This is a genomic window from Domibacillus enclensis (assembly GCF_900156125.1).
Classification (GTDB): Bacteria; Bacillota; Bacilli; order Bacillales; family Domibacillaceae; genus Domibacillus; species Domibacillus enclensis.
Genome location: NZ_FTLX01000005.1, coordinates 1 through 19,181, shown reverse-complemented (window position 1 = coordinate 19,181; position 19,181 = coordinate 1). Strand labels below are relative to the sequence as shown.

Below are 19,181 nucleotides of genomic sequence, written 5' to 3'. Positions count from 1 at the left end.
ACAATGGTTTTTCTATTATAAAAATATCGTTTGAAGCACTGGATCGGATTGCAGAACGTGCTTTGCTTTCATCCGGTACCGCTCTTCATGTAAATACGTATAGCGGTTCGGCTTGATCTCCGGCGCGCGGTCGATGGCCATCTCGAAATCAGCCTGCTCCATGCCGAGCGTCTTCACATAGTCAAAAAAGCCGGTGCGTGTGAAGACCTTTCGCATCCGTTCATACCGGTGCTCCTGGACAAGCGCCATCACATACGAGGCAACACCGACTTGAATGCCGTGCGCCTGCGGTTTTTCCGCCCATTGATCCAGTGCATGCGAGATTAAGTGCTCCGCGCCGCTGATCGGAGCGCTTGATCCGCTGATTTCCGTTGCAATGCCGCTCATCGTCATCGAGCTGATCAATTCTTTTAACAAAATCGGCGCGTGAATGTCCGTCATCGGCGTTCGGATAAAGCTGTTAACCGCTTTTTTGCTGAGCATTTCCGCGAACGCATTGACCTCGCTTACGCCCCTTTGCTGTTCAAACTGCCAGTCATACAGCGCGGTAATATTCGACATTAAATCGCCAATGCCAGCGAATATAAAGGATGCTGGCGCTTTTTGCAAAATACCGAGCTCCGCAACGATGCCATACGGAATTTTTGCCGGGACGCTTGTTTTTTTGCCATTTATTTTCAGCGAGCAGCCACTGCTGGCAAATCCGTCGTTTGACGCGGAGGTCGGAATGCTGATCATCGGGATTTTGCGCAAGAAGGCGGTATATTTCGCGACATCAATGACCGCACCGCCTCCCATACCAACGAGTACATCGCTCGCTGGAATCCCAAAAGCCCGCTCGGTAATGTCATGAATATCGCTCGATCCGTCCAGTAACATGGTTTGAATGGAACAGCCGTCGAGTGCCGCCGCTACCCGCCTGCCATAGGATTCTGCCACAAAACCGTCCCACATCACCGTCACCTTTGAAAAGCCATGCTGCCGGAGACGTTCGCCCAGCTCCTCCATTACATTTTCACCGATGTCCATAATCGCCGGAATCGATATATTCGTCACTGCGCGGTTCATTTCGACAGAATTCCTTCTTGAATTAAATCCGCTTTAATGTCATTAAAGCGCTCAAACGGCACGTACGGGACTCCTTTTTCCGTTAAAATCTCCGGCAGTGCTTCTTTCGCATACGTCCGGTCCGCAAATGCGGCTGGATGCGAATCCGGCTCACTGTCGCCAGCAAAATACACCACCTCATACTCTTCCTTCAGACGCTTGATAACCGTTGCTTTATCAATGCCGTACCGCTCCGAATATGTCCAATGAGCCGGATCAATCTCCAGGTGGATATTCCGGTCGCGGTATACTCCTTTATTCGACAGCACGGTGACGTTTTCCAGCCCCCTGCTTTCGACAATCGGTTTAATATAATAATCCGTGCCGGCACTCAAAATGTAAAAGTCACCGCCAGCTGCCTGCACTGCCCGGACAAAATCCGGTACATCCTCGTCAATCGGAATCGATAAAATATCTTCCGCAATTTGCTTCTCACTTTGATGGATAGAAGCAAATACCTTGGCTAAAAAATCAATGTCCTTCCATTCTCCACTTTTCCACTTCGGATACAGATCGCGCCCTTCTGGAAAATACGCGTCAATCACCAGCCAGTAAAAATCCTTTTTCGAAATCGTGCCGTCAAAATCAGAAACAAACGCCCACTTCGTCATGTCTTTTCCTCCTGATCATCTGTTGATACCGCCATTATATACCAGTGAACACCGGAAAACGAGCCTGTTCATCAATTTGTGAAATATTTCACAAATGTAACCGTTCACCTTTGAAAAAGGGATTGACGAGACATTAAACAGGCTGCCCTGATTACTGACAGCCTGTTCAGAACTCGATTTGGTAAAAGCACTACACTTTATGGCGCAATTATTTCGATTACGGCGCAATTCGAAGATAATTGCGCACTATTTCAAATAATTGCGCGTTAGCTGACGGAATTGCGCCCTGTTCTCTAAAATTGCGCGCTAATCAGGAGAATTGCGCCAAAAAAGCGAAATGGTTTATTCCATCATTTCCAGCTGATAAATCATCAATGCAAGCTCGCCGCGTGTTACTTGATCCATTGTGCCAAATTTGGACGCTGATTTCCCGGAAACAATGCCTGCTGCGTCAAGGCGGTTCACCGCGTCCTGATAACGGGAGCTGACGTCAGTGAAGCCCGCTTTTTGACTAGTTGCCGGTACATCGTAGGCATTTGCCAGGATCAGAGCCGCTTCACCGCGTGTAATCGTTGCAAATGAATCAAACATCGTGGCTGTTTTCCCGTTAATAATGTCTGCTTCTTCAAGCGCTGCCACCGCTGCTTCCCCACGCGCCGGTACATCTGTAAATGGTGATTTCATCGTTGAATCGCTGTCGATCATTTCCGTGCTTTTCGCAATCATGATCGCTGCATCGATCCGTGATAGTGGCTGATCAACCCCATAGCGTGTATCGGTTAAACCGTTTGTGATCGTTTTAAAGTACAAGTACGCCACTGCATCCTGGTATCGGCCTGATACATCTGTAAACGGCGTATCCCCTAAAAATTCAGAAGGAAATTGATCCACAATCGCGGCGGATAAACCGGCAGCCGGCATCGTCATATGCGCATACGATTCACGAAGCGCATCATAAGCTGTATCGTAATCACCGGTCACATATGAATCAAATGCGCTCAACAGCTGTCCAACGTGCTCAGTCAAGCCTGCCTCTAAAGCCTCTGCTGGAATCCGTCCATCTGTAGCCGCTTCAAGAAACGCGGCCTGCTCAACAATATACTCGTCGAGATCCGCTTTTGCTTTGTCTCTGCCTGATTTGCTATTTTCAGCAGTGGCCGTTACATAATCAACAAAATAGCCGATATGCGAGGTCCAAATGTCAGAGAACGCTTCTCCCGCTTCTTCTCCGTAAACAGAAGCAACTGCGGCTGACAGATCATCCGCATTGGCTAAAAGTGCGCCTGCAGACTGCTCGAAGCTTTCTGCTCCGTCAATGCCGTCCTGCATCGCCATGACCGCAAGTCCCGCATGCTCAGTGAACAAGTGATTTAAATGCGAACGCAGGTCAGCAGCCGGTGTGTCCGGATTTGTATTTTGAACTACTGTCGGGAACTGGTCTGCGACGGCGATCGACAAGGTTTCGCCAAACATGCTCATATGATGAATCGCTTCACGCTCCTGCATGTAGGCCGTTTCAAAGTCGCCCGCTTTATATGCATCGAAGGCTTTCAAAAGCTGATCGATATGCATCGTTAACCCTTCCTCTAATGCAGCGGCTGGAAGACGTCCGTCTGTTGCTGATTCAAAAAAAGCGGCTTGCTCTGTCTTGTATTCTTCTAAATCAGCAAGCGCTTGATCCATTCCCGCCTGGTCACCTGCATTCGCAGCGGTTACATAGTCAACAAGGTAGCCGATATGAGAATTCCAGATTTCAAGAAACGCCGCTCCGCCTTCTTGCCCGTATAAAGTAGAGATGGCTGCTGCGATGTCATCTGAATTGGCAAACAGGGCGGCAGCGGCTTGATCAAAGTCTTCTGCTCCGTCTGCCCCTTTTTGCATGACTTCAACAGCTAGAAATCCGTGCTCCGTCAAAGCCGTTTCAACTCCAATGCGAAGCTCCGCAGCCGGTGTATCCGTTAACAAAAAAGTGCCGTGTGCTGCTGCTTGAATAGGTGCTGTGCTGCCGCTATGATCCTCGCCGTTATGGGCGAATGCCGCCGTTGGAATCATTAATGAAGCTGCAAGTGGGAGGGCCAATACGTTTTTTGGGAATTTCACAATAAATCTCTCCTTTTTCTATCCTTATTTTTAGTGCTCTGATCAGCAAACGGATGAAAAGAAGAAATGGATCACTTCTTTTGAAAAAAAATTAAAAAAATTTTAATAATTGTGATCCAGCTGTAACAAAAAAAGGCAAAGCCCTATTTACTCCGGGCTTTGCCTTTTATTAAAAACGGACTAGTTCACCTGTCGCTGCATGAACAGCGACCGACGAATCTACCTTTCCGGTTAAACGATACGTCGTTCCATCCCACATATACACAGGGGTGATGTCAACGTGGGGTTTTATTTTCTCAAATGCTTCACTTCGGGATAACAGCGGTGCTTCCGCTTTTTCGAATTCTTCGTACGGTGCCGTCATCCAGCTGCTGTCCTGATAGCTGATCACGTTATAGGAATCCGGATCAAGCAGCAGCTTCCACATGCGCGGCACGACCGATATATCTTTTGTGTTGGTTAGTCGTGCTTCGATCACGCCGTTTGACCGCAGCACATTTGACAGCGTCCACTCGCCGCTTTCTTTCGGCACGTATGTCTGCAAAAACTCCGTAGACGCTTCACGCACCTTCGCATAGCCCTTTTTTGTAATCGGCCGTGTATCTGGATGAGGCGGAAATTCAAACAACCGGTTTTCGTCGATATCCGCCGCTGCCAGCTGCACGAGCTTTCGCTTCACCTTTTTGTTTTTGGCCGTTTTCCACGTCAGGATTTCCTGCATGTCTTCTATCGTTTTTCCTGTCTCATTATCAACGAGTACATCATCGATCATAAACAACGGCAGCCATTTTTCTTCCTCTTTAGCTGGATACTCGACCAAAACAAGCCGTTCCTTCACGAGCGGCTCGATTGAGTCTGTCGACAATTGAAGAACGGATTCTTCTGCCTGCTCAGGCACTTGCCCATGTACAGAAAAAAAGACGAGCTTTTTTTGTTCATCCATTGAGAGCTGAATAAAGCCTTCCGGCGAAACCGGAATTCCTCCAAATGCGGTTTGAAACGAAAACTCATGGTCTGTCCGCTGTGCATCAATAAACTCATTTCCATACGTCCAGCCCGTTTCCTGCTCCACCCAGCGAATCACTTCTTCCTTATCACCGGTTAAAAAGGACAGTCCGCGCTTCGGTGCTAGCCCGCCAACAAAAATCACACTGTTCAGCCGGCCTGTTTTCGCATTCAGCTCAATCACGGCTGTACCATGCGGGTTTGATTCATCCTCCTGGCGGCCTGTATGCCCCGGCGGCAGCCATTCTGTTGTAAATCGGTAGTCTGTTTCATTCCAATCGTTTTTGGCATAGGTGGTCATCGATTCAAAACACGTAAAGTCCTCCAGACCAAACTTCGTCCGAACCATCTCTGTCCACTCTTTCAGCTGTTCGTGTCTCACTGTTTTAAAAACCCTTTCCCTTTCACAAAATCAAGCATATACGTTCGGCGCGGCTCCGATAAGTAATCAGCCATGCCTTCTGTCCATCCAGCATCCTTATTATTCGAGGACCGGTCCGCATAATACGCCCGGATCACATCGTCGTATTCATCGAGAAGCGTTTCGTATTTTGTTTCATCGTATTCATTTGTATGCAAAATGGCCTGAACCGGCAGACGCGGCTTTACTTCATTTGTTTGTGCCGGAACGCCAAATGTCAAGCCAAATAACGGAATGACATGGTCAGGAAGATTCAGCAATTTACTGATCGGCCCCGGGTTGTTGCGGACGCCGCCAATATAGCAAATGCCGTATCCTTTCGATTCCGCCGCGACAACGAAGTTCTGGGCAAGAAGCGCTGTGTCAATGACAGCGACCATAAAGTTCTCCGTTGTGCCCGCTTCAACTGTTTTGCCGTGCTTTTTCGCAGCATAATCCAGCCGCTTTAAATCGGCACAAAAAACGAGCGCACGCGCCGCGCCTTTGATTTGAACCGGGTTTTTCGACAGCTCCGCCAGCTGCTCACGCTTGTTCGCATCCGTTACGTCAATAATCGAGTACGCCTGGACGAAGTGGGACGTTGCCGCACTTTGAGCCGCTTCAATCAGCTCATGAAGCTGTTCATCCGAAACGGGCTCGTCTGTATACTTCCGAACCGAGGCATGGGATTTTAATAATTCAAGCATTGTACTCATCCTTCCGTTTGTTGTAGAAAAAAGTCAAAGCCAAGCATTGTGGCGATGCCGATAATGAGCGTCCAGAGCCCGATGCTGATCGTCAGCCAAAGGGTTGTCCACTTTTTATCTGCACCAAATGACAGACCAATAAAGGCCGCAATATGGGTGCCGATGAATAAAGGACCGAGAAGAGCAAGCCCCGGCAGGCCGTATTTATTCATAATCCGTCTGGCCCGGTCCATCTGTTTTGTCTGCCGGCCGTTTTTCAAATCAAACCGTTTTTTCATCCACTCTTCCACTCTGGCAAAACCGAAAATGAGCATCAGCACCGTCAGCATGTTGCCGGTGAAGCCAAGCAGCATGACCCAAAAGGGCGAAAGTCCACGCACGATGCCGACCGGGATAACGAGTGCGATTTCCATCCAGGGAATGGCGGCTGCAATAAACACAAGGGAATATTCCACAAGTTGCATTCTTTTTCCTCCGTCTTATAATACCTTTACTGTATCGAAGGGCTGGCATTCTGGCAACTATCAGCCCTTAAGAGTTTCCTCTTCCTTTTTCGGGTAAACTACGAAAGAAATCGTTTACAGGAGGGGTACAATTGATCAGTCAAACTAGAATGATTGTCCAAAACTCGCTGGATGCACTTCTTGAGAATGAAGTCTTTTTGCCGGAGCTGACCGGGACAGAGCGTAAAAAGGCTTTTATGTCCTTGAGCTCCATTCTGTCTACGCCGAATCATGTGCACAAATCGTTTATCCGTTTGCCGCTTGAATCAGGAGAGGTCGTGCGCATACCCGCTTTCCGGGTACAGCATAACAACGCCCTCGGTCCGTATAAAGGCGGCATCCGGTTTCACGAATCCGTGAACGAAGAGGAAGTCATCAATCTCGCTTTTTTAATGACACTGAAAAATGCGCTGCATAATGTACCTTTTGGCGGCGGGAAAGGCGGCATTCTCATCGATCCGAAAACGCTGGATGAGCGGGAGCTTCATTTGCTTTGTGTGAAGTACGTCCGCTATTTCAGTGATTTGATTGGCCCGGATAAAGACATCCCTGCTCCAGACGTCGGGTCCGGGGAGCGCGAAATGGACTGGATGATGACCGAATACAAAAAAATTCACCCCGGTCATGCGTATTTAGGCAGCTTTACTGGAAAAAGCGTCGCGATTGGCGGATCAAAGGGGCGAAGAGAAGCGACTGGGAAAGGGGTGTATTTTACCTACCGCTACTTGCTTCATGATTATATGAGGCAAAATGAAAAAACACTCGCCTCTTCTCACAATGCGTTTGCAAAAACAGCTCTCGAGCATGCAGGACGCCCGATGCGTACGGCTATTCAAGGATTTGGAAATGTCGGTTCTGTTACCGCAATGGAGGCGTATAGCTGTCCGCACATTCAAAACAAAATTGTCGCCGTCAGTGACCGTAACGGAACACTTGTGAATCCGGATGGCCTTGATATTCCAGCTTTAGTTGCGTTTGCTTCGAAAAACCGTGGAGACCTGCCGATGACGCAAAAGGCGCTGCAGGCAGCGGGCGTTTCCGCTGACATTCATGACCGCGATGCCATTTTGTCTATGGAACTTGACGTTCTTTTCCTCGCTGCACTCGAGGACCAGCTGCATGACGACAACAAAGAACAGGTCCGCGCCCGAATCATCGTCGAAGGTGCCAATGCGCCTATTACACAGGAGGCCGACGACTATTTCAGCGAAAAAGGCGTGGTGATCATCCCGGATATTTTAGCCAACGCGGGCGGGGTTATCGTCTCGTATCTTGAATGGCTGCAAGGACGCGAAACACAATTTTACACAGAAGAAGCCGTGTATGAGCAGCTGATCCATAAGATGCAGGAGACGATGGAAACAATCTTGCCACAATTTTTTGCCGATCCGTTTTCACTCCGCCAAAACTGTTACATCCATTCCCTGACCAGGCTGTCAGATGTTCTGTACCGGCAAGGCCAGCTGTATTAATGGTTTAAAGAGAGGAATGCTGTGGCCGTAACGCCGGTATCTGTTCATTATCGCTGATATAAAGAGTGGATCGCCGATATGTTAAAGATATCAGCGTTAGATGGGCAAATATCAGCGGTTTATTGATTTTATCGGCGATCGACAAGTCGGTATCGGCGGTATTCTTCCTTTATCAGCGATCGCTTTTAAAGAAGAAATGGGCTCAAAAACAAAGAAAGCCGAGCGACCGCGAATGATGTTTCGCTGACCGTTCGGCTTTTCTTCTATTTTGTGCTACTCAATGACCTGTCGTTCCATTTGCTTTAGTTCATAAAAATACCCCTGCTTCGCCATCAGCTCTCCAAACGAACCGGCTTCGGCGATTCGTCCGTTTTCCATGACGATAATTTGATCCATTTTTTCAAGGCCGGTTAGCCTGTGGCTGATGAGGAGGAGCGTATCCTTCTCCGCTGCCTTCAGCAAGTGATTGAACATCCTCCCTTCCGTTAACACATCAAGGGAAGAGGAAGGTTCATCGAGCAGCCAGATCCGGGCCCGCTTCAGCAGCACCCGGGCCAGCGCAAGCCGCTGTTTTTCACCGCCAGACACATTTTCCGCTCCTTCAAGCACCGGATCATCCAGGGAAAAAGGCAGTTCCACAACGCGGAGGGCTTCCTTCATCTCTTCATCCGTTACATCCTCTCGTGCGATTTGCAGGTTGTCTTTGATCGTGCCGTAAAAAAAGTGATTGGCTTGAAGCATCACATTCGTTTGAGACCAGATGCTTTCAGATTGAATGTCACGGATGGATGTTTCCCCAATGAACAGATCGCCGTGTTCCACCGCGTACATATCCAGCAACAGCTGAAGCACTGTTGACTTGCCTGAGCCGCTCGGGCCGACAATAGCCGTTTTTGTACCAGCGGGCAGTTTAAAGGAAACGTCCTGAAGAGCAGGCCGTTCTTCTCCCGGATAGGTGAACGTGACATTCTTTAATTCAATGGAAAAAGCCCGTTCTTCATCAAGTCTTTGCTTTTTAGGAGCTGGAGCCGGCTCGTCTACTACTGAAAACAAACGGCTCGATGCCTGTCTCGTTTCTTCAAAATGCGCCGGAAACAGGGCCATTGGCACCGCATTGTCAAATACCGTTAACGAGATCATGACAAGCATCGCCAGAAGCAACCCGTCCAGCTCCCCGATCGTGACAAAATACGCGCCGAGCACGAGAACCATAAATGAAACAAACAGCGCGGCCGCTGCATTCAGCGACTGGCTTGCTGCAGCCTGGACGCCTTCTTTTTCCTGTTCTCCCGCGTAGCTGTTCGCCATCTCCAGCAGCTGCCCCTGCTTTTTATCCAGCTTCTGATGCAGCTTTAAATCTCGAAACCCGTATAACAGCTCGGTCGTCTCGGTCGACAGTTGAGCCCGCTTCGCCCGAACCCCTCGCATCACATTCCGCTGCTTGAGCGAAAGCAGCCCCGGAATAATAAACCCGGTGAAAAGAAGGCCCGCCAGCAGCACAAGCGCGATCCATACCGAGTAAAACATCGTAAACAGCACTGTGCTTAAAAACACGATCACAAGGACAAGCGGCGGATAAAATACACGCAAAAAGAAGTTCTGCAGCGTTTCTACATCGCCGACGATCCGCGCCAGCAGGTCACCGCTCCGGTATTTCCCGAAAATCCGCGGTGCAAGCGGCTCTAATTTTTCATAAAAGGATACGCGCAGATTGCTTAAAATAGTGAAGGTCGCCCGGTGGGAAACATACCGTTCGGCGTAGCGGCTTCCCGCTTTCGCCGCACCAAACAATTTCAAAAGAGCCGTCATGATCGTAATAATGTACAAAGGCGGCTGAAGAGCCGACTTTGAAATCATAAATCCGCTCAGCCCGAACAACGCAACCGATGTCAGGCCTGCCAGCACCCCGAACAGGACAGACAGAAGCACATCCCGCTTTTCTTCCATCATAATGTCGATTAACCGTTTCACTGTGCCCCGCCTCCCTGCACCATCAATCGGTACGTTTCGCTTGTATCCAGTAATTCCGTATGGGTTCCAGCCGCTTCCACTTCTCCTCGTTTCATCAGGAAAATCACGTCTGCCTGCTGAATCGTGTGGAGCCGGTGCGCCACCGTGATGACCGTCGCCGTTTCGGCCAATTCATCGATCGACCGCTGCAAAATTTGCTCGGTTTTTAAATCAAGCCCGGTTGTCGGTTCATCAAACAGCACAAGGGATGGCTTTTTTAAAAAAGCTCGGGCCAGCGCTACACGCTGCTTTTCCCCGCCGGAAAGACCGCGCCCCGCTTCCCCTACGCTTGTGTCCAGCCCTTGTTTAAGCTCGCCGATCATCTCCTTCAAGCCTGCTTTACGAACGGCTTCCTCCACTTCCTCACGAGTCGGCTGACCGACTGCACCGAGCAGGATGTTTTCCTCAATTGTTCCCGAGAATAAATAAGGGACCTGTGAAATGTAACTGATCTGTTCAAACCAGGAAGCTTCACTAAATTGATGCCTCGGCTGACCGTCAACCAGCACCTCTCCAGCGAGTGGATCAAATAAGCCCGCCACAATGTTCAACAGCGTCGTTTTCCCTGAGCCCGTTGCTCCGACAATCGCAACACGAGCGCCCGGCTCGATGCGGAAATTAACGGTTTTTACGGCAAATCCGTCTCCATATCGAAACTCCACATTCTCAAGCGCCAGAGATGGCTGCGCCGTCACTTCTTTTATCCCCCACTGAACCGCATGATCGTCCGTTTGCAGCTCTTCTTTGATTTTTTCAGACGCTCCCAGGCTGCCGCGTCCCGTATGAAAAGCAGCGCCAAGCTCCTTCAGTGCCGTGTAATATTCTGGTGCCAAAACGAGGACGAAAAAAGCCGATACGAAAGAAATGCTATCAAACACGACGAGACGCAGACCGATTTCAAGAGCGATCAGTCCAATGCTCAGCGTAGAAATAAACTCAAGCATCAGCGTCGAGGTAAAAGCGATTTTTAAAATATCCATCGTCGCTTCCCGGAATCCGAGGCTGCTTCGCTGAATTTCTTCCCTCTGCCGTGCAGAGCGGCCAAATAGCTTCAGCGTTTGAAGTCCCTGCAGCGTGTCCAAAAACTGCCCGGAAAACGCTGCTAATTGACCAAGCTGTTCTTCTGATTTCTTCTGCGTTTTAATGCCGATGATAATATAAAAAAGCGGAATAAATGGGGCGGTAATCATCATAATGACCCCGCTCCAAATATGGGTATACGAAACAGCCGCCAGTACGATCAGCGGTACAATAGATGCCTTTATCACTTGCGGCATGTATTCGCGATAATAGCTGTCGATGCTGTCGACCGCTTCCATCATCACCGTCACCTTCCCGCCCGACTGGCCCTGTATCGCCGTCTGGATCGGGTTGGACGTCCACTTGTGAAGCAGCAGCGTACGAACATGACGCTTCACAATAGCCGCTAATTTCACCCCGAGCCTTGCGTTCATATACGTAATAAATACACGGACCGCCATCGTTCCGAGCAAAAAGCCGAGCAGCGGGATAATCGCTTGAAACGCTTTCTCTTGAAGAAAAACCGCATCGACCGCATGAACTAAAAAGTAGGCCTGCCCTGTAATCACAGTGCCCAGCAGAACCGACAAGCCAACGAGTGCTCCGATGATCCCTTTTTGTGCAAACGCCCAATTCTGAAGTTCTTTCATCGGCTTTATTTTTCCACCTTTCTGAACGTGAAAATATTCACAATGTCTTTTTAGTATAAAATAAGTTTCTTTAAATTGCTCCTCTTCTGCTCGCTTTTCGGTTACTTTCCAGCCCTGACGTCACATTTTGTTCAATGATAGCATGAAAACCATTCCATTAAGAAGAAATAGACTGCCGGTATTTCTTAGGTGTCAGGCCCGCATGCTTTTTAAACACCTTTGTAAAATGGCTTTGGTCAGTAAAGTGCAGCCAGGCGCTGATCGCGGCAATCGGATGTGTGGACAGCTTTAGCAGGCTTTTCGCTTCCTCCACCCGCGCTTTTTGAATCGCTTCACCGACGGTCATGCCCGTTTCTTTTTTCAATCGTGCAGATACGTGAGAAAGCGACAGGTCAACGTGCACAGCAATCTCCTCCAGCCGTATAGGCTCATAAACGTGCTGCTCGATATAACGCAGGCATTTCAGTATGGTGGGCGAATACGCTTGTAACCTCGCTTTTTGCACCCGTTCTGTAAACGCACAAAGCGCATCCCGCAGCAGCGCTTCGACTTGCTTTACTTCCTGCAGCTCTTCTAGCCGCTGAATGTATACGTCACTAATCGTATAAGCCGTCTCCGGGTGCACGCCGCCTTTCATTGCAGCCCTTGTCGCTAATGTAATCGACGCAATGGCCAGGTTTTTCTGGCTTCGGATAAAGCTCCGTTTGGACAAAACCCCAAATTCACCGCCATCCGCCGGTCCTGACTGAACAATTTCTATCACATCCTGTATGAGCCCTTTTTGAATCGCATCCATCAGTTTCTGCTCATGAGACGGATCATGGTGAAACGACAGCGTTTGTTTTCGCCGGGACAGATGCGGCTCGGACTGCTCCACCTGAACAGCTTCCCCCTGCTCAGCCAGCACCCCTTTTTTGCCATACACACTCCAAAAAGCGAAATGGGCCATCGCATGCCATTTCTTTTTTGAAATAACGGGCAGCCGGCGATAATAGCCTGCCCGCTGCTCCTGCCGGGCGCTTACATCATTCATCCATGCACGGAGCCGAATGTCCGTCATTTCTTCATGCAAGCAAGGTCCGGCTAAAAACGTATCTCCATCCGGTAAACGAAAGAAAAAAAACTGCTCTAAATAAGCCGAAGTAAAGATGGCAGGTCCGTTTTTCGACGGCTTCAGATCCAGTTTATATGTTTGTTGAAAGGCTGCCGAGTCTTGACTGTTCAACAGTAAAGCCTGACAGCCTAATAGGTCTGACGTTAATTGCTTGAGCGGCTCAAATCGCATGACTATTCTCACTCTTTCACGGTTATTTACCAAAAATAATGGTTATATACCATCATTATAGCTTCCTTTTTTATATGATGCTCAAAAAGAAGGAGGATTTCATATGAATCAAAATGTAACCGCATTACTAAAGGAAATGACACTAGAAGAAAAAGCGGGCATGTGCTCCGGTCTTGACTTCTGGCATTTAAAGGGTGTCGAGCGGCTCGGCATTCCATCGATTATGGTTACCGATGGACCGCACGGACTTCGCAAGCAGGATACGAGTGCCGACCACCTTGGTCTTTTCGACAGCGTGCCGGCGACCTGCTTTCCTTCTGCTGCCGGAATGGCCAGCTCCTGGAACCGCTCGCTGATTGAGAAGGTCGGCGCTGCACTTGGAGAGGAATGTCAGGCAGAACAAGTCGGGGTGCTGCTCGGTCCGGGCGCAAACATTAAACGCTCGCCGCTTTGTGGACGCAACTTTGAATACTTTTCAGAAGATCCGTATCTCTCATCTGAAATGGCTGCTTCTCATATTCAAGGTGTTCAGAGCCAGGGCGTCGGGACCTCACTAAAGCACTTTGCTGTGAACAACCAGGAGCACCGCCGCATGTCTGTTGATGCCATTGTGGATGAACGGACACTTCGCGAAATTTATTTAGCCAGCTTTGAAGAAGCGGTGAAGCGTGCGCAGCCGTGGACGGTGATGAGCTCCTACAATAAAGTCAACGGAGAATACGTAGCTGAAGGCAAACGGCTGTTGAATGATATTTTAAAAGAGGAATGGGGGTTTGAAGGCTTTGTTGTGTCCGACTGGGGCGCTGTCAACGAGCGTGCGGACGGACTGGCTGCCGGACTTGAGCTTGAAATGCCAGCCAGTCATGGTGCTGGCGAGAAAAAAGTCATCGAAGCGATTCAAAATGGCACATTGTCTGAAGAAGCACTCGACCGGGCCGTTGAGCGGATTTTGGGGATTATATTCAAAGTGGTGGCACATCAAAAGGAAAATGCAGCGTATGACAAAGAAACACACCATCTGCTGGCACGTGAAACGGCGCGCGAAAGCATGGTACTGCTGAAAAACGAGGCCATTCTTCCATTGTCCCGCAGCCAAAAGGTCGCGGTGATCGGTGAATTTGCCCAAAAGCCCCGCTACCAGGGCGGCGGCAGCTCGCACATTAAGCCGACAAAGCTTGAAAACATTTTTGATGAAATCGCGAAGGAAGCCGATGCCGCATATGCCCGCGGCTACGACGTGTCAAGCGATGAAACGGATGAAGCACTTATTGAAGAAGCGACCCGTGCGGCGCGTGAGGCCGATGCAGCTGTTTTATTCGTCGGACTGCCGGATCGGTACGAATCGGAAGGCTATGACCGGAAGCATTTGCGCTTGCCTGCAAACCACATCTCACTCATTGAAGCCGTCTCTTCTGTGCAGAAAAATGTCGTCGTTGTGCTCAGCAACGGAGCGCCTGTTGAAATGCCGTGGCTTGATCAGACGGCGGCTGTGCTGGAAGGATATCTCGGCGGCCAGGCATTGGGCGGCGCGATCGCTGATGTATTGTTTGGCGTCGTCAGCCCGAGCGGCAAGTTGGCCGAAACCTTCCCGCACAAGCTCGAGCATAACCCGTCTCACTTAAACTTTCCAGGAGAAGGCGACAAGGTGGAATACAAGGAGGGCATTTTTGTCGGCTACCGCTATTACGACACGAAGCGCATCGAGCCGCTGTTTCCGTTCGGATTCGGTCTCAGTTACACAACCTTTGCTTATTCGGATTTAAAGGTGGACAAAAAAGAATTGACGGACCAGGATTCTGTCAACGTCACGGTGAACATTAAAAACACCGGCAGCGTCGCAGGTCACGAAATCGTTCAGCTGTATGTTCGCGACCAGGAAAGCACCGTCATTCGTCCGGAAAAAGAATTAAAAGGGTTTGATAAAGTGTACCTGGAGCCAGGTGAAGAAACAGCTGTCACCTTTACGCTCAGCAAGCGTGCATTTGCGTACTTCAATACTGAGCTTGCCGACTGGCATGTAGAAACAGGCACTTTTACTATTTTCATCGGCGCATCGTCTGCGGATCTCCGCCTTGAAGAAACCATTCAGGTGATGTCGACAGTTCCAGTCGTGAAGCAGGTGCACCGCAATACGACTGTTGGTGATATTAAGCACCATCCACTCGCTAAAGCCTTTATCAAAAAAGCGACGGAAGGAAGCCCTTTTTCCCTGCCGGAAGAAGGCGCAGAAGAAAACGATATGATGGCCGCAATGGTCAACTACTTGCCACTGCGTGCGCTGATCGCCTTTAACCCAGGCGGCGTTGACGAAGCGGAAATGAACCGTTTTATTGACGAACTAAATACGTCGCTGAAAAAAGACGCATTGATCCAGAGCTGATTCCGATCAAAATATAAAAAAAGGTTCCCACTTCCGGGAACCTTTTTTCTTATACAAGCAGCCGAATGCGGTTGCCGGATGGGTCTTCCACGACAAATTGATCAACAGCGGCGCCAAGCTCGTTCAATCGTGTGATAGCTTCCTCACGCATCTCCTCACTTGGAAACAGCAGCGTAAACCAGTTCATCCCTACAGCATTGTGTGGCTGCGGCTTAACACCTGTGCCGTTCCATGTATTCAAGGCAATGTGGTGGTGATAGCCGCCTATTGAGGTGAAAATCGCCTGCGGATAATGGCTGACCACTTTAAAGCCAAGCCCTTTTGTGTAAAAAGCTTCCGTCTCCGGCAGACTTGATACATGCAAGTGAAGGTGGCCCATCAGCGTACCGGCCGGCAGTCCGGTAAAAGACTCATCACTTTCAGCAAGCAAGCCGTCTCCATCAAGCTGAACAGTGGCCATGTCCACGAGACCCTCTTTCCACTTCCATTCCGACGACGGGCGGTCCCAGTAAATTTCAATGCCGTTTCCATCCGGATCATCGACGTAGATCGCTTCGCTTACGTAATGATCCGCAGCGCCAAAGCGCCAGCCCGTTTGGAGCAAATGACGTAAAAAGACGGCTAAATCTTTTCGCTCCGGAAGAAGAATGGCGAAATGATACAAACCCGCTGTTTTTCCTTGCTTCGGCATAACACCATCCGGCTGTTCCAGTGTCACGAGAGCCGTCTCTCCATCTGCTGTTAACACAGCCTGCTGCGCTGACTGGGTTAACACACGCAGCCCAATCACATTCGTATAAAACTCAATCGAGCGGCTTACATCTGTTACATTTATACTGACCTCACCCACAAAGACATTTGGCTTCTCATGAAAACGATCCATTCTGTATTCTCCTCTTTTTGTTACCTTTTTTATTTTGGTTACTTTATGTAACTTATTATAAAAAGAAAGAAATGAATAGTCAAGCTTCTTTATTCGGATAAACGAAAGCTGCCTGCACCCAATTTGTCGGATCATCACTATACTGGGGGTTCTATCGCTGATATATTCACCTAATCGCTGATATGAGCCACTCTATCGCCGGTATATCCTGCTAATCGCTGATAAAAGTTGTCCTAACGCCGGTATTTCAACTATATCAGCGATAGGACGGTGGATATCGGCGTTAGCTTTTTTTCTTCAACTAACAAAGCCGAACGATTCAACTGAATCATCCGGCTTTTCCCATAGATAGTGTAAATTTAATGAACAATCGTCACAATGACCTTTCTTTCATCAAGTATTTTTTTGGCTGATGAATCGATTCCTTTATCGGTAATGACTTCACCGACTTCTCCCGGCGGTACAATCATGGAAAAAGCGCGCTTCCCGAATTTACTGGAATCCACCATTAAAATCACCTGATCCGACTGCTCAATCATTTTCTTTTTCAAAATGGCCTGCTGCTCATTTGAATCACTTAGTCCGGCTTCTAAATGAACCCCTTTGCATGACAGAAAGGTTTTATTCACATGATACAAATCAAGCGAGCGTTCTGCGAGAGGCCCCACGTAGGAGAGCGACTTTGGCAGCAGCTGGCCTCCAGTTGAAATGACTGTCATTTTTTCTTTTTTGCTTAATTCCATGATCACTTTCATTGAATTGGTAATCACCGTCAGCGGCATATTCGGCAGCGCCTTTGCCATGTACCAGGCGGTTGTGCTGGCATCCAAAATGATCCGGTCGCCTTCCATGACCCGTTTCGCTGCTTCATAAGCAATAGCTTTTTTCTCCTGTACATTCGTGATCACACGTTCAGAAAAGTGAATTTCCGCTTCTTCTTCCTGGATACTGACAGCGCCGCCGTGGCTCCGCTGCAGCTTTCGTTCCTTTTCCAGCTTTTCAAGATCGCGTCGAATGGTTTCCTCTGTCACAGAAAAAAGATCGCTCAGCTCTGTCACACGTATGCTCGTCCGCTCATTCACAATCTCCACAATTTTTTGATGTCGTTCTGCTACAAGCATCGATTTTGCACCTGGCCTTTGTTTGTTTTTGTTCATTGTATCACGCCAAATAAAATACGTCTTTTAACTCTGTCGACACCGGACTGTGGTCCGGGTTCGTTTCCATGAGCGGCTCCATGAACGCCCACCACTTTTGACAAATATCAGTGCTTGCCATTTGCGCCCATTTGTCTTCGCTTTCAATCTCTACATATGCAAACAGCTTTCCCGTCGCTTCCTCTAGAAAAATTGAGTAATTGCTTGCACCATGCGCCTTAAGCTCCACTGCCATCTCCGGCCACAGCTCATCATGACGCTTTTTATATTCTTCGTATTGATCCTTGTACACGGTCATTACACTTGCTTTCCGAATCATTCATAACACTCCGTTTCTTTTTGTTTTATCATAACTTATTTTTGTTTACTTTTGAATACCCTTTCATAAAAAAAGACCAGTCAGCTGTAAAAAGCTGACTGGTTTCCTAAAGGTGATGGCTCAATTTGCTCCTTATTGCGCCATAGCTCCCTTCAATTATGACTGGTGGTCTTATCGCTTCATAAATGCAAGCTGCATAGGAACTGACAGCTCTGGAATTTCTTTCGCCTCGACGCACAATGTGCCTGGCAGGTCGGCATGATCTTCTCCGTTAAAAGCGATTGTACAATGGCCCAAATCACCGACCGTTTCATTTACCTTATCCCCTACAAACGTGACCGTGTATGTCTGATCTCCGAACGCAAGGACATCACCTGCTTCAATCGTTCCTTCAAGAGGGGCAGCCTGATGAATGACGGCAATATCCCGCAAATCCTTCGGGGCCGTTTCATTGAAAATAATGAGCATTTTTTCTTCCATAAACATATCCACATCTGGTCCAAGCGCTGTAACGGTTGATTGATAGATTGTTTTTGTTTTGTTTAATGTATTCATAATTGATTCACCTCTCGTTTATTCATACATACCGAAGCTGGCAAAATACGCAATTACGACGGCAAGCGGTCCGGTAATCAAGCGGGACATGAGCACAGCCGGCACTCCGACTTCCACCGTTTCCGGCTTTGCTTCCCCGAGCGTCAAGCCGACTGGCACAAAGTCCGCCCCGACCTGCGGGTTGATCGCAAACAGGGCAGGAAGGGCCAGGCTCGGCGGAATGTTCCCCTTGCCGATTTCCACGCCGACGAGGACACCAACGACCTGGGCAATAACTGCCCCCGGGCCAAGCAATGGCGACAGAATCGGTACGGCACAAATGACGGATAACAACAGAAGCCCGAACACATTGCTCGCAAGCGGCGACACAAAGTTGGCGATCACGTCGCCGATGCCAGTGTACAGGATAATCCCGATCAGTGTGCTGACAAGCGCCATAAACGGGATGATGTTCTTTAATACTTGCTCGATCGTTTCGCGGGCCGCCTGGTACAGCAGCCCGATGACGCCGCCCATCGAACGGCCGATTTTCTCCACGAGATTCTGCTTGCGCGGCTCGCCCTTGCTGCCCTTCATCTGGGCGACTTTTTCACGCGCCTCTGCCTTCAGTTCCTGGGCGTTTTTCGGATGGGCCGCGGCGGTCACCGGGGCTTCGGTTCCGTCTGCCGGCTGAATATCCGGCTCCTTGACACCCGAAACAAAGTTGTCTTCCTTGATGAATTTCATCAGCGGACCTGACGGCGAGGTCGGTGTTAAATTGATCGTCATGACGCCCATTTTCGGGTAGACGCCGCAGCGGGCTGTGCCGCCGCAGTCGATCAGGACGCACGCCATTTCTTCTTTTTCAATCGATGTTTTAAAGCCGTCCACTGCTTCGGCACCGGTTAAGTCCGCAATGCGCTGCGCCACCGGATGGATGCCGCCGCCTGTAACGGACACGACGTATTTTTTCTGCTCGTCCGGCTGGATGACCAGTGGCCCTCCCCAGCCGCTGCTGCCTTTTGTAATCTTGACTGC

The 19,181-nt window shown here is 49.2% G+C and carries 17 protein-coding genes; 3 read left to right on the top strand and 14 right to left on the bottom strand.

From position 1 onward, the window contains the following. Window positions 1-15: 15 nt before the first annotated feature. The 6 genes from BW952_RS11205 to BW952_RS11180 all read right to left on the bottom strand — a co-directional run bounded on the left by BW952_RS11205 (window position 16) and on the right by BW952_RS11180 (window position 6,394). Window positions 16-1,068: an iron-containing alcohol dehydrogenase family protein gene (locus tag BW952_RS11205; RefSeq protein WP_045849188.1), complete on the bottom strand. Its 1,053-nt coding sequence runs from the start codon at window positions 1,066-1,068 to the stop codon at window positions 16-18. After that, window positions 1,065-1,718: an MtnX-like HAD-IB family phosphatase gene (locus BW952_RS11200; protein ID WP_045849187.1), complete on the bottom strand. Its 654-nt coding sequence runs from the start codon at window positions 1,716-1,718 to the stop codon at window positions 1,065-1,067. The genes BW952_RS11205 and BW952_RS11200 overlap by 4 nt, the downstream gene beginning before the upstream one ends. Before the next feature lie 342 nt (window positions 1,719-2,060). After that, entirely contained in the window at window positions 2,061-3,818 is a 1,758-nt protein-coding gene (locus tag BW952_RS11195; RefSeq protein ID WP_076496290.1) for an S-layer homology domain-containing protein, read from the bottom strand. 169 nt (window positions 3,819-3,987) lie between these two features. Beyond that, the gene (locus BW952_RS11190) at window positions 3,988-5,205 is read right to left on the bottom strand and encodes a hypothetical protein (protein ID WP_139325441.1); all 1,218 of its coding nucleotides are present in this window, start codon (window positions 5,203-5,205) and stop codon (window positions 3,988-3,990) included. Then, window positions 5,202-5,930 (bottom strand): oxygen-insensitive NADPH nitroreductase, encoded by a 729-nt coding sequence (nfsA, locus tag BW952_RS11185; RefSeq protein ID WP_175607578.1) that lies wholly within the window; start codon window positions 5,928-5,930, stop codon window positions 5,202-5,204. The genes BW952_RS11190 and nfsA overlap by 4 nt, the downstream gene beginning before the upstream one ends. Window positions 5,931-5,935: 5 nt before the next feature. After that, entirely contained in the window at window positions 5,936-6,394 is a 459-nt protein-coding gene (locus BW952_RS11180) for a small multi-drug export protein (protein WP_045849184.1), read from the bottom strand. Between the two features lie 131 nt (window positions 6,395-6,525). On the opposite strand from BW952_RS11180, the gene BW952_RS11175 reads away from it, so the two are divergent. Both BW952_RS11175 and BW952_RS19455 read left to right on the top strand, forming a co-directional pair. Further along, window positions 6,526-7,905 carry a Glu/Leu/Phe/Val family dehydrogenase gene (locus tag BW952_RS11175; RefSeq protein ID WP_094031973.1) on the top strand — a complete coding sequence of 460 codons (1,380 nt, stop codon included), beginning with the start codon at window positions 6,526-6,528 and terminating at the stop codon, window positions 7,903-7,905. A gap of 100 nt (window positions 7,906-8,005) precedes the next feature. Beyond that, the gene (locus tag BW952_RS19455; RefSeq protein ID WP_156149399.1) at window positions 8,006-8,152 is read left to right on the top strand and encodes a hypothetical protein; all 147 of its coding nucleotides are present in this window, start codon (window positions 8,006-8,008) and stop codon (window positions 8,150-8,152) included. A 26-nt stretch (window positions 8,153-8,178) separates the two neighbouring features. On the opposite strand, the gene cydC is transcribed toward BW952_RS19455, so the two are convergent. The 3 genes from cydC to BW952_RS11160 form a co-directional block, all read right to left on the bottom strand. Next, window positions 8,179-9,876: a thiol reductant ABC exporter subunit CydC gene (cydC, locus tag BW952_RS11170; protein ID WP_076496289.1), complete on the bottom strand. Its 1,698-nt coding sequence runs from the start codon at window positions 9,874-9,876 to the stop codon at window positions 8,179-8,181. Then, window positions 9,873-11,585, bottom strand: coding sequence for a thiol reductant ABC exporter subunit CydD (cydD, locus tag BW952_RS11165; RefSeq protein ID WP_045849182.1), 1,713 nt, complete (start codon window positions 11,583-11,585; stop codon window positions 9,873-9,875). The genes cydC and cydD overlap by 4 nt, the downstream gene beginning before the upstream one ends. A 157-nt stretch (window positions 11,586-11,742) precedes the next feature. Further along, entirely contained in the window at window positions 11,743-12,870 is a 1,128-nt protein-coding gene (locus BW952_RS11160; RefSeq protein WP_052698324.1) for a helix-turn-helix domain-containing protein, read from the bottom strand. A 103-nt stretch (window positions 12,871-12,973) separates the two neighbouring features. On the opposite strand from BW952_RS11160, the gene BW952_RS11155 reads away from it, so the two are divergent. After that, window positions 12,974-15,250 (top strand): glycoside hydrolase family 3 C-terminal domain-containing protein, encoded by a 2,277-nt coding sequence (locus tag BW952_RS11155; RefSeq protein WP_045849181.1) that lies wholly within the window; start codon window positions 12,974-12,976, stop codon window positions 15,248-15,250. Between the two features lie 49 nt (window positions 15,251-15,299). Here BW952_RS11155 and BW952_RS11150 read toward each other — a convergent pair whose 3' ends face one another. The 5 genes from BW952_RS11150 to srlE form a co-directional block, all read right to left on the bottom strand. Further along, window positions 15,300-16,133 (bottom strand): VOC family protein, encoded by an 834-nt coding sequence (locus BW952_RS11150; RefSeq protein ID WP_045849180.1) that lies wholly within the window; start codon window positions 16,131-16,133, stop codon window positions 15,300-15,302. Window positions 16,134-16,492: 359 nt separating this feature from the next. Further along, window positions 16,493-17,254 (bottom strand): DeoR/GlpR family DNA-binding transcription regulator, encoded by a 762-nt coding sequence (locus BW952_RS11145; RefSeq protein WP_045849179.1) that lies wholly within the window; start codon window positions 17,252-17,254, stop codon window positions 16,493-16,495. Window positions 17,255-17,294: 40 nt separating this feature from the next. Next, window positions 17,295-17,609, bottom strand: a complete 315-nt coding sequence (gene rhaM / locus BW952_RS11140) for an L-rhamnose mutarotase (protein WP_045849178.1) — start codon at window positions 17,607-17,609, stop codon at window positions 17,295-17,297. Window positions 17,610-17,780: 171 nt separating this feature from the next. Beyond that, on the bottom strand, window positions 17,781-18,164 hold the full coding sequence (locus tag BW952_RS11135) for a PTS glucitol/sorbitol transporter subunit IIA (protein WP_045849177.1): 384 nt from the start codon (window positions 18,162-18,164) through the stop codon (window positions 17,781-17,783). A gap of 18 nt (window positions 18,165-18,182) precedes the next feature. Next, window positions 18,183-19,181, bottom strand: a 999-nt coding sequence (gene srlE / locus BW952_RS11130) for a PTS glucitol/sorbitol transporter subunit IIB (protein WP_076496287.1), incomplete at its 5' end; no start/stop codon positions are given.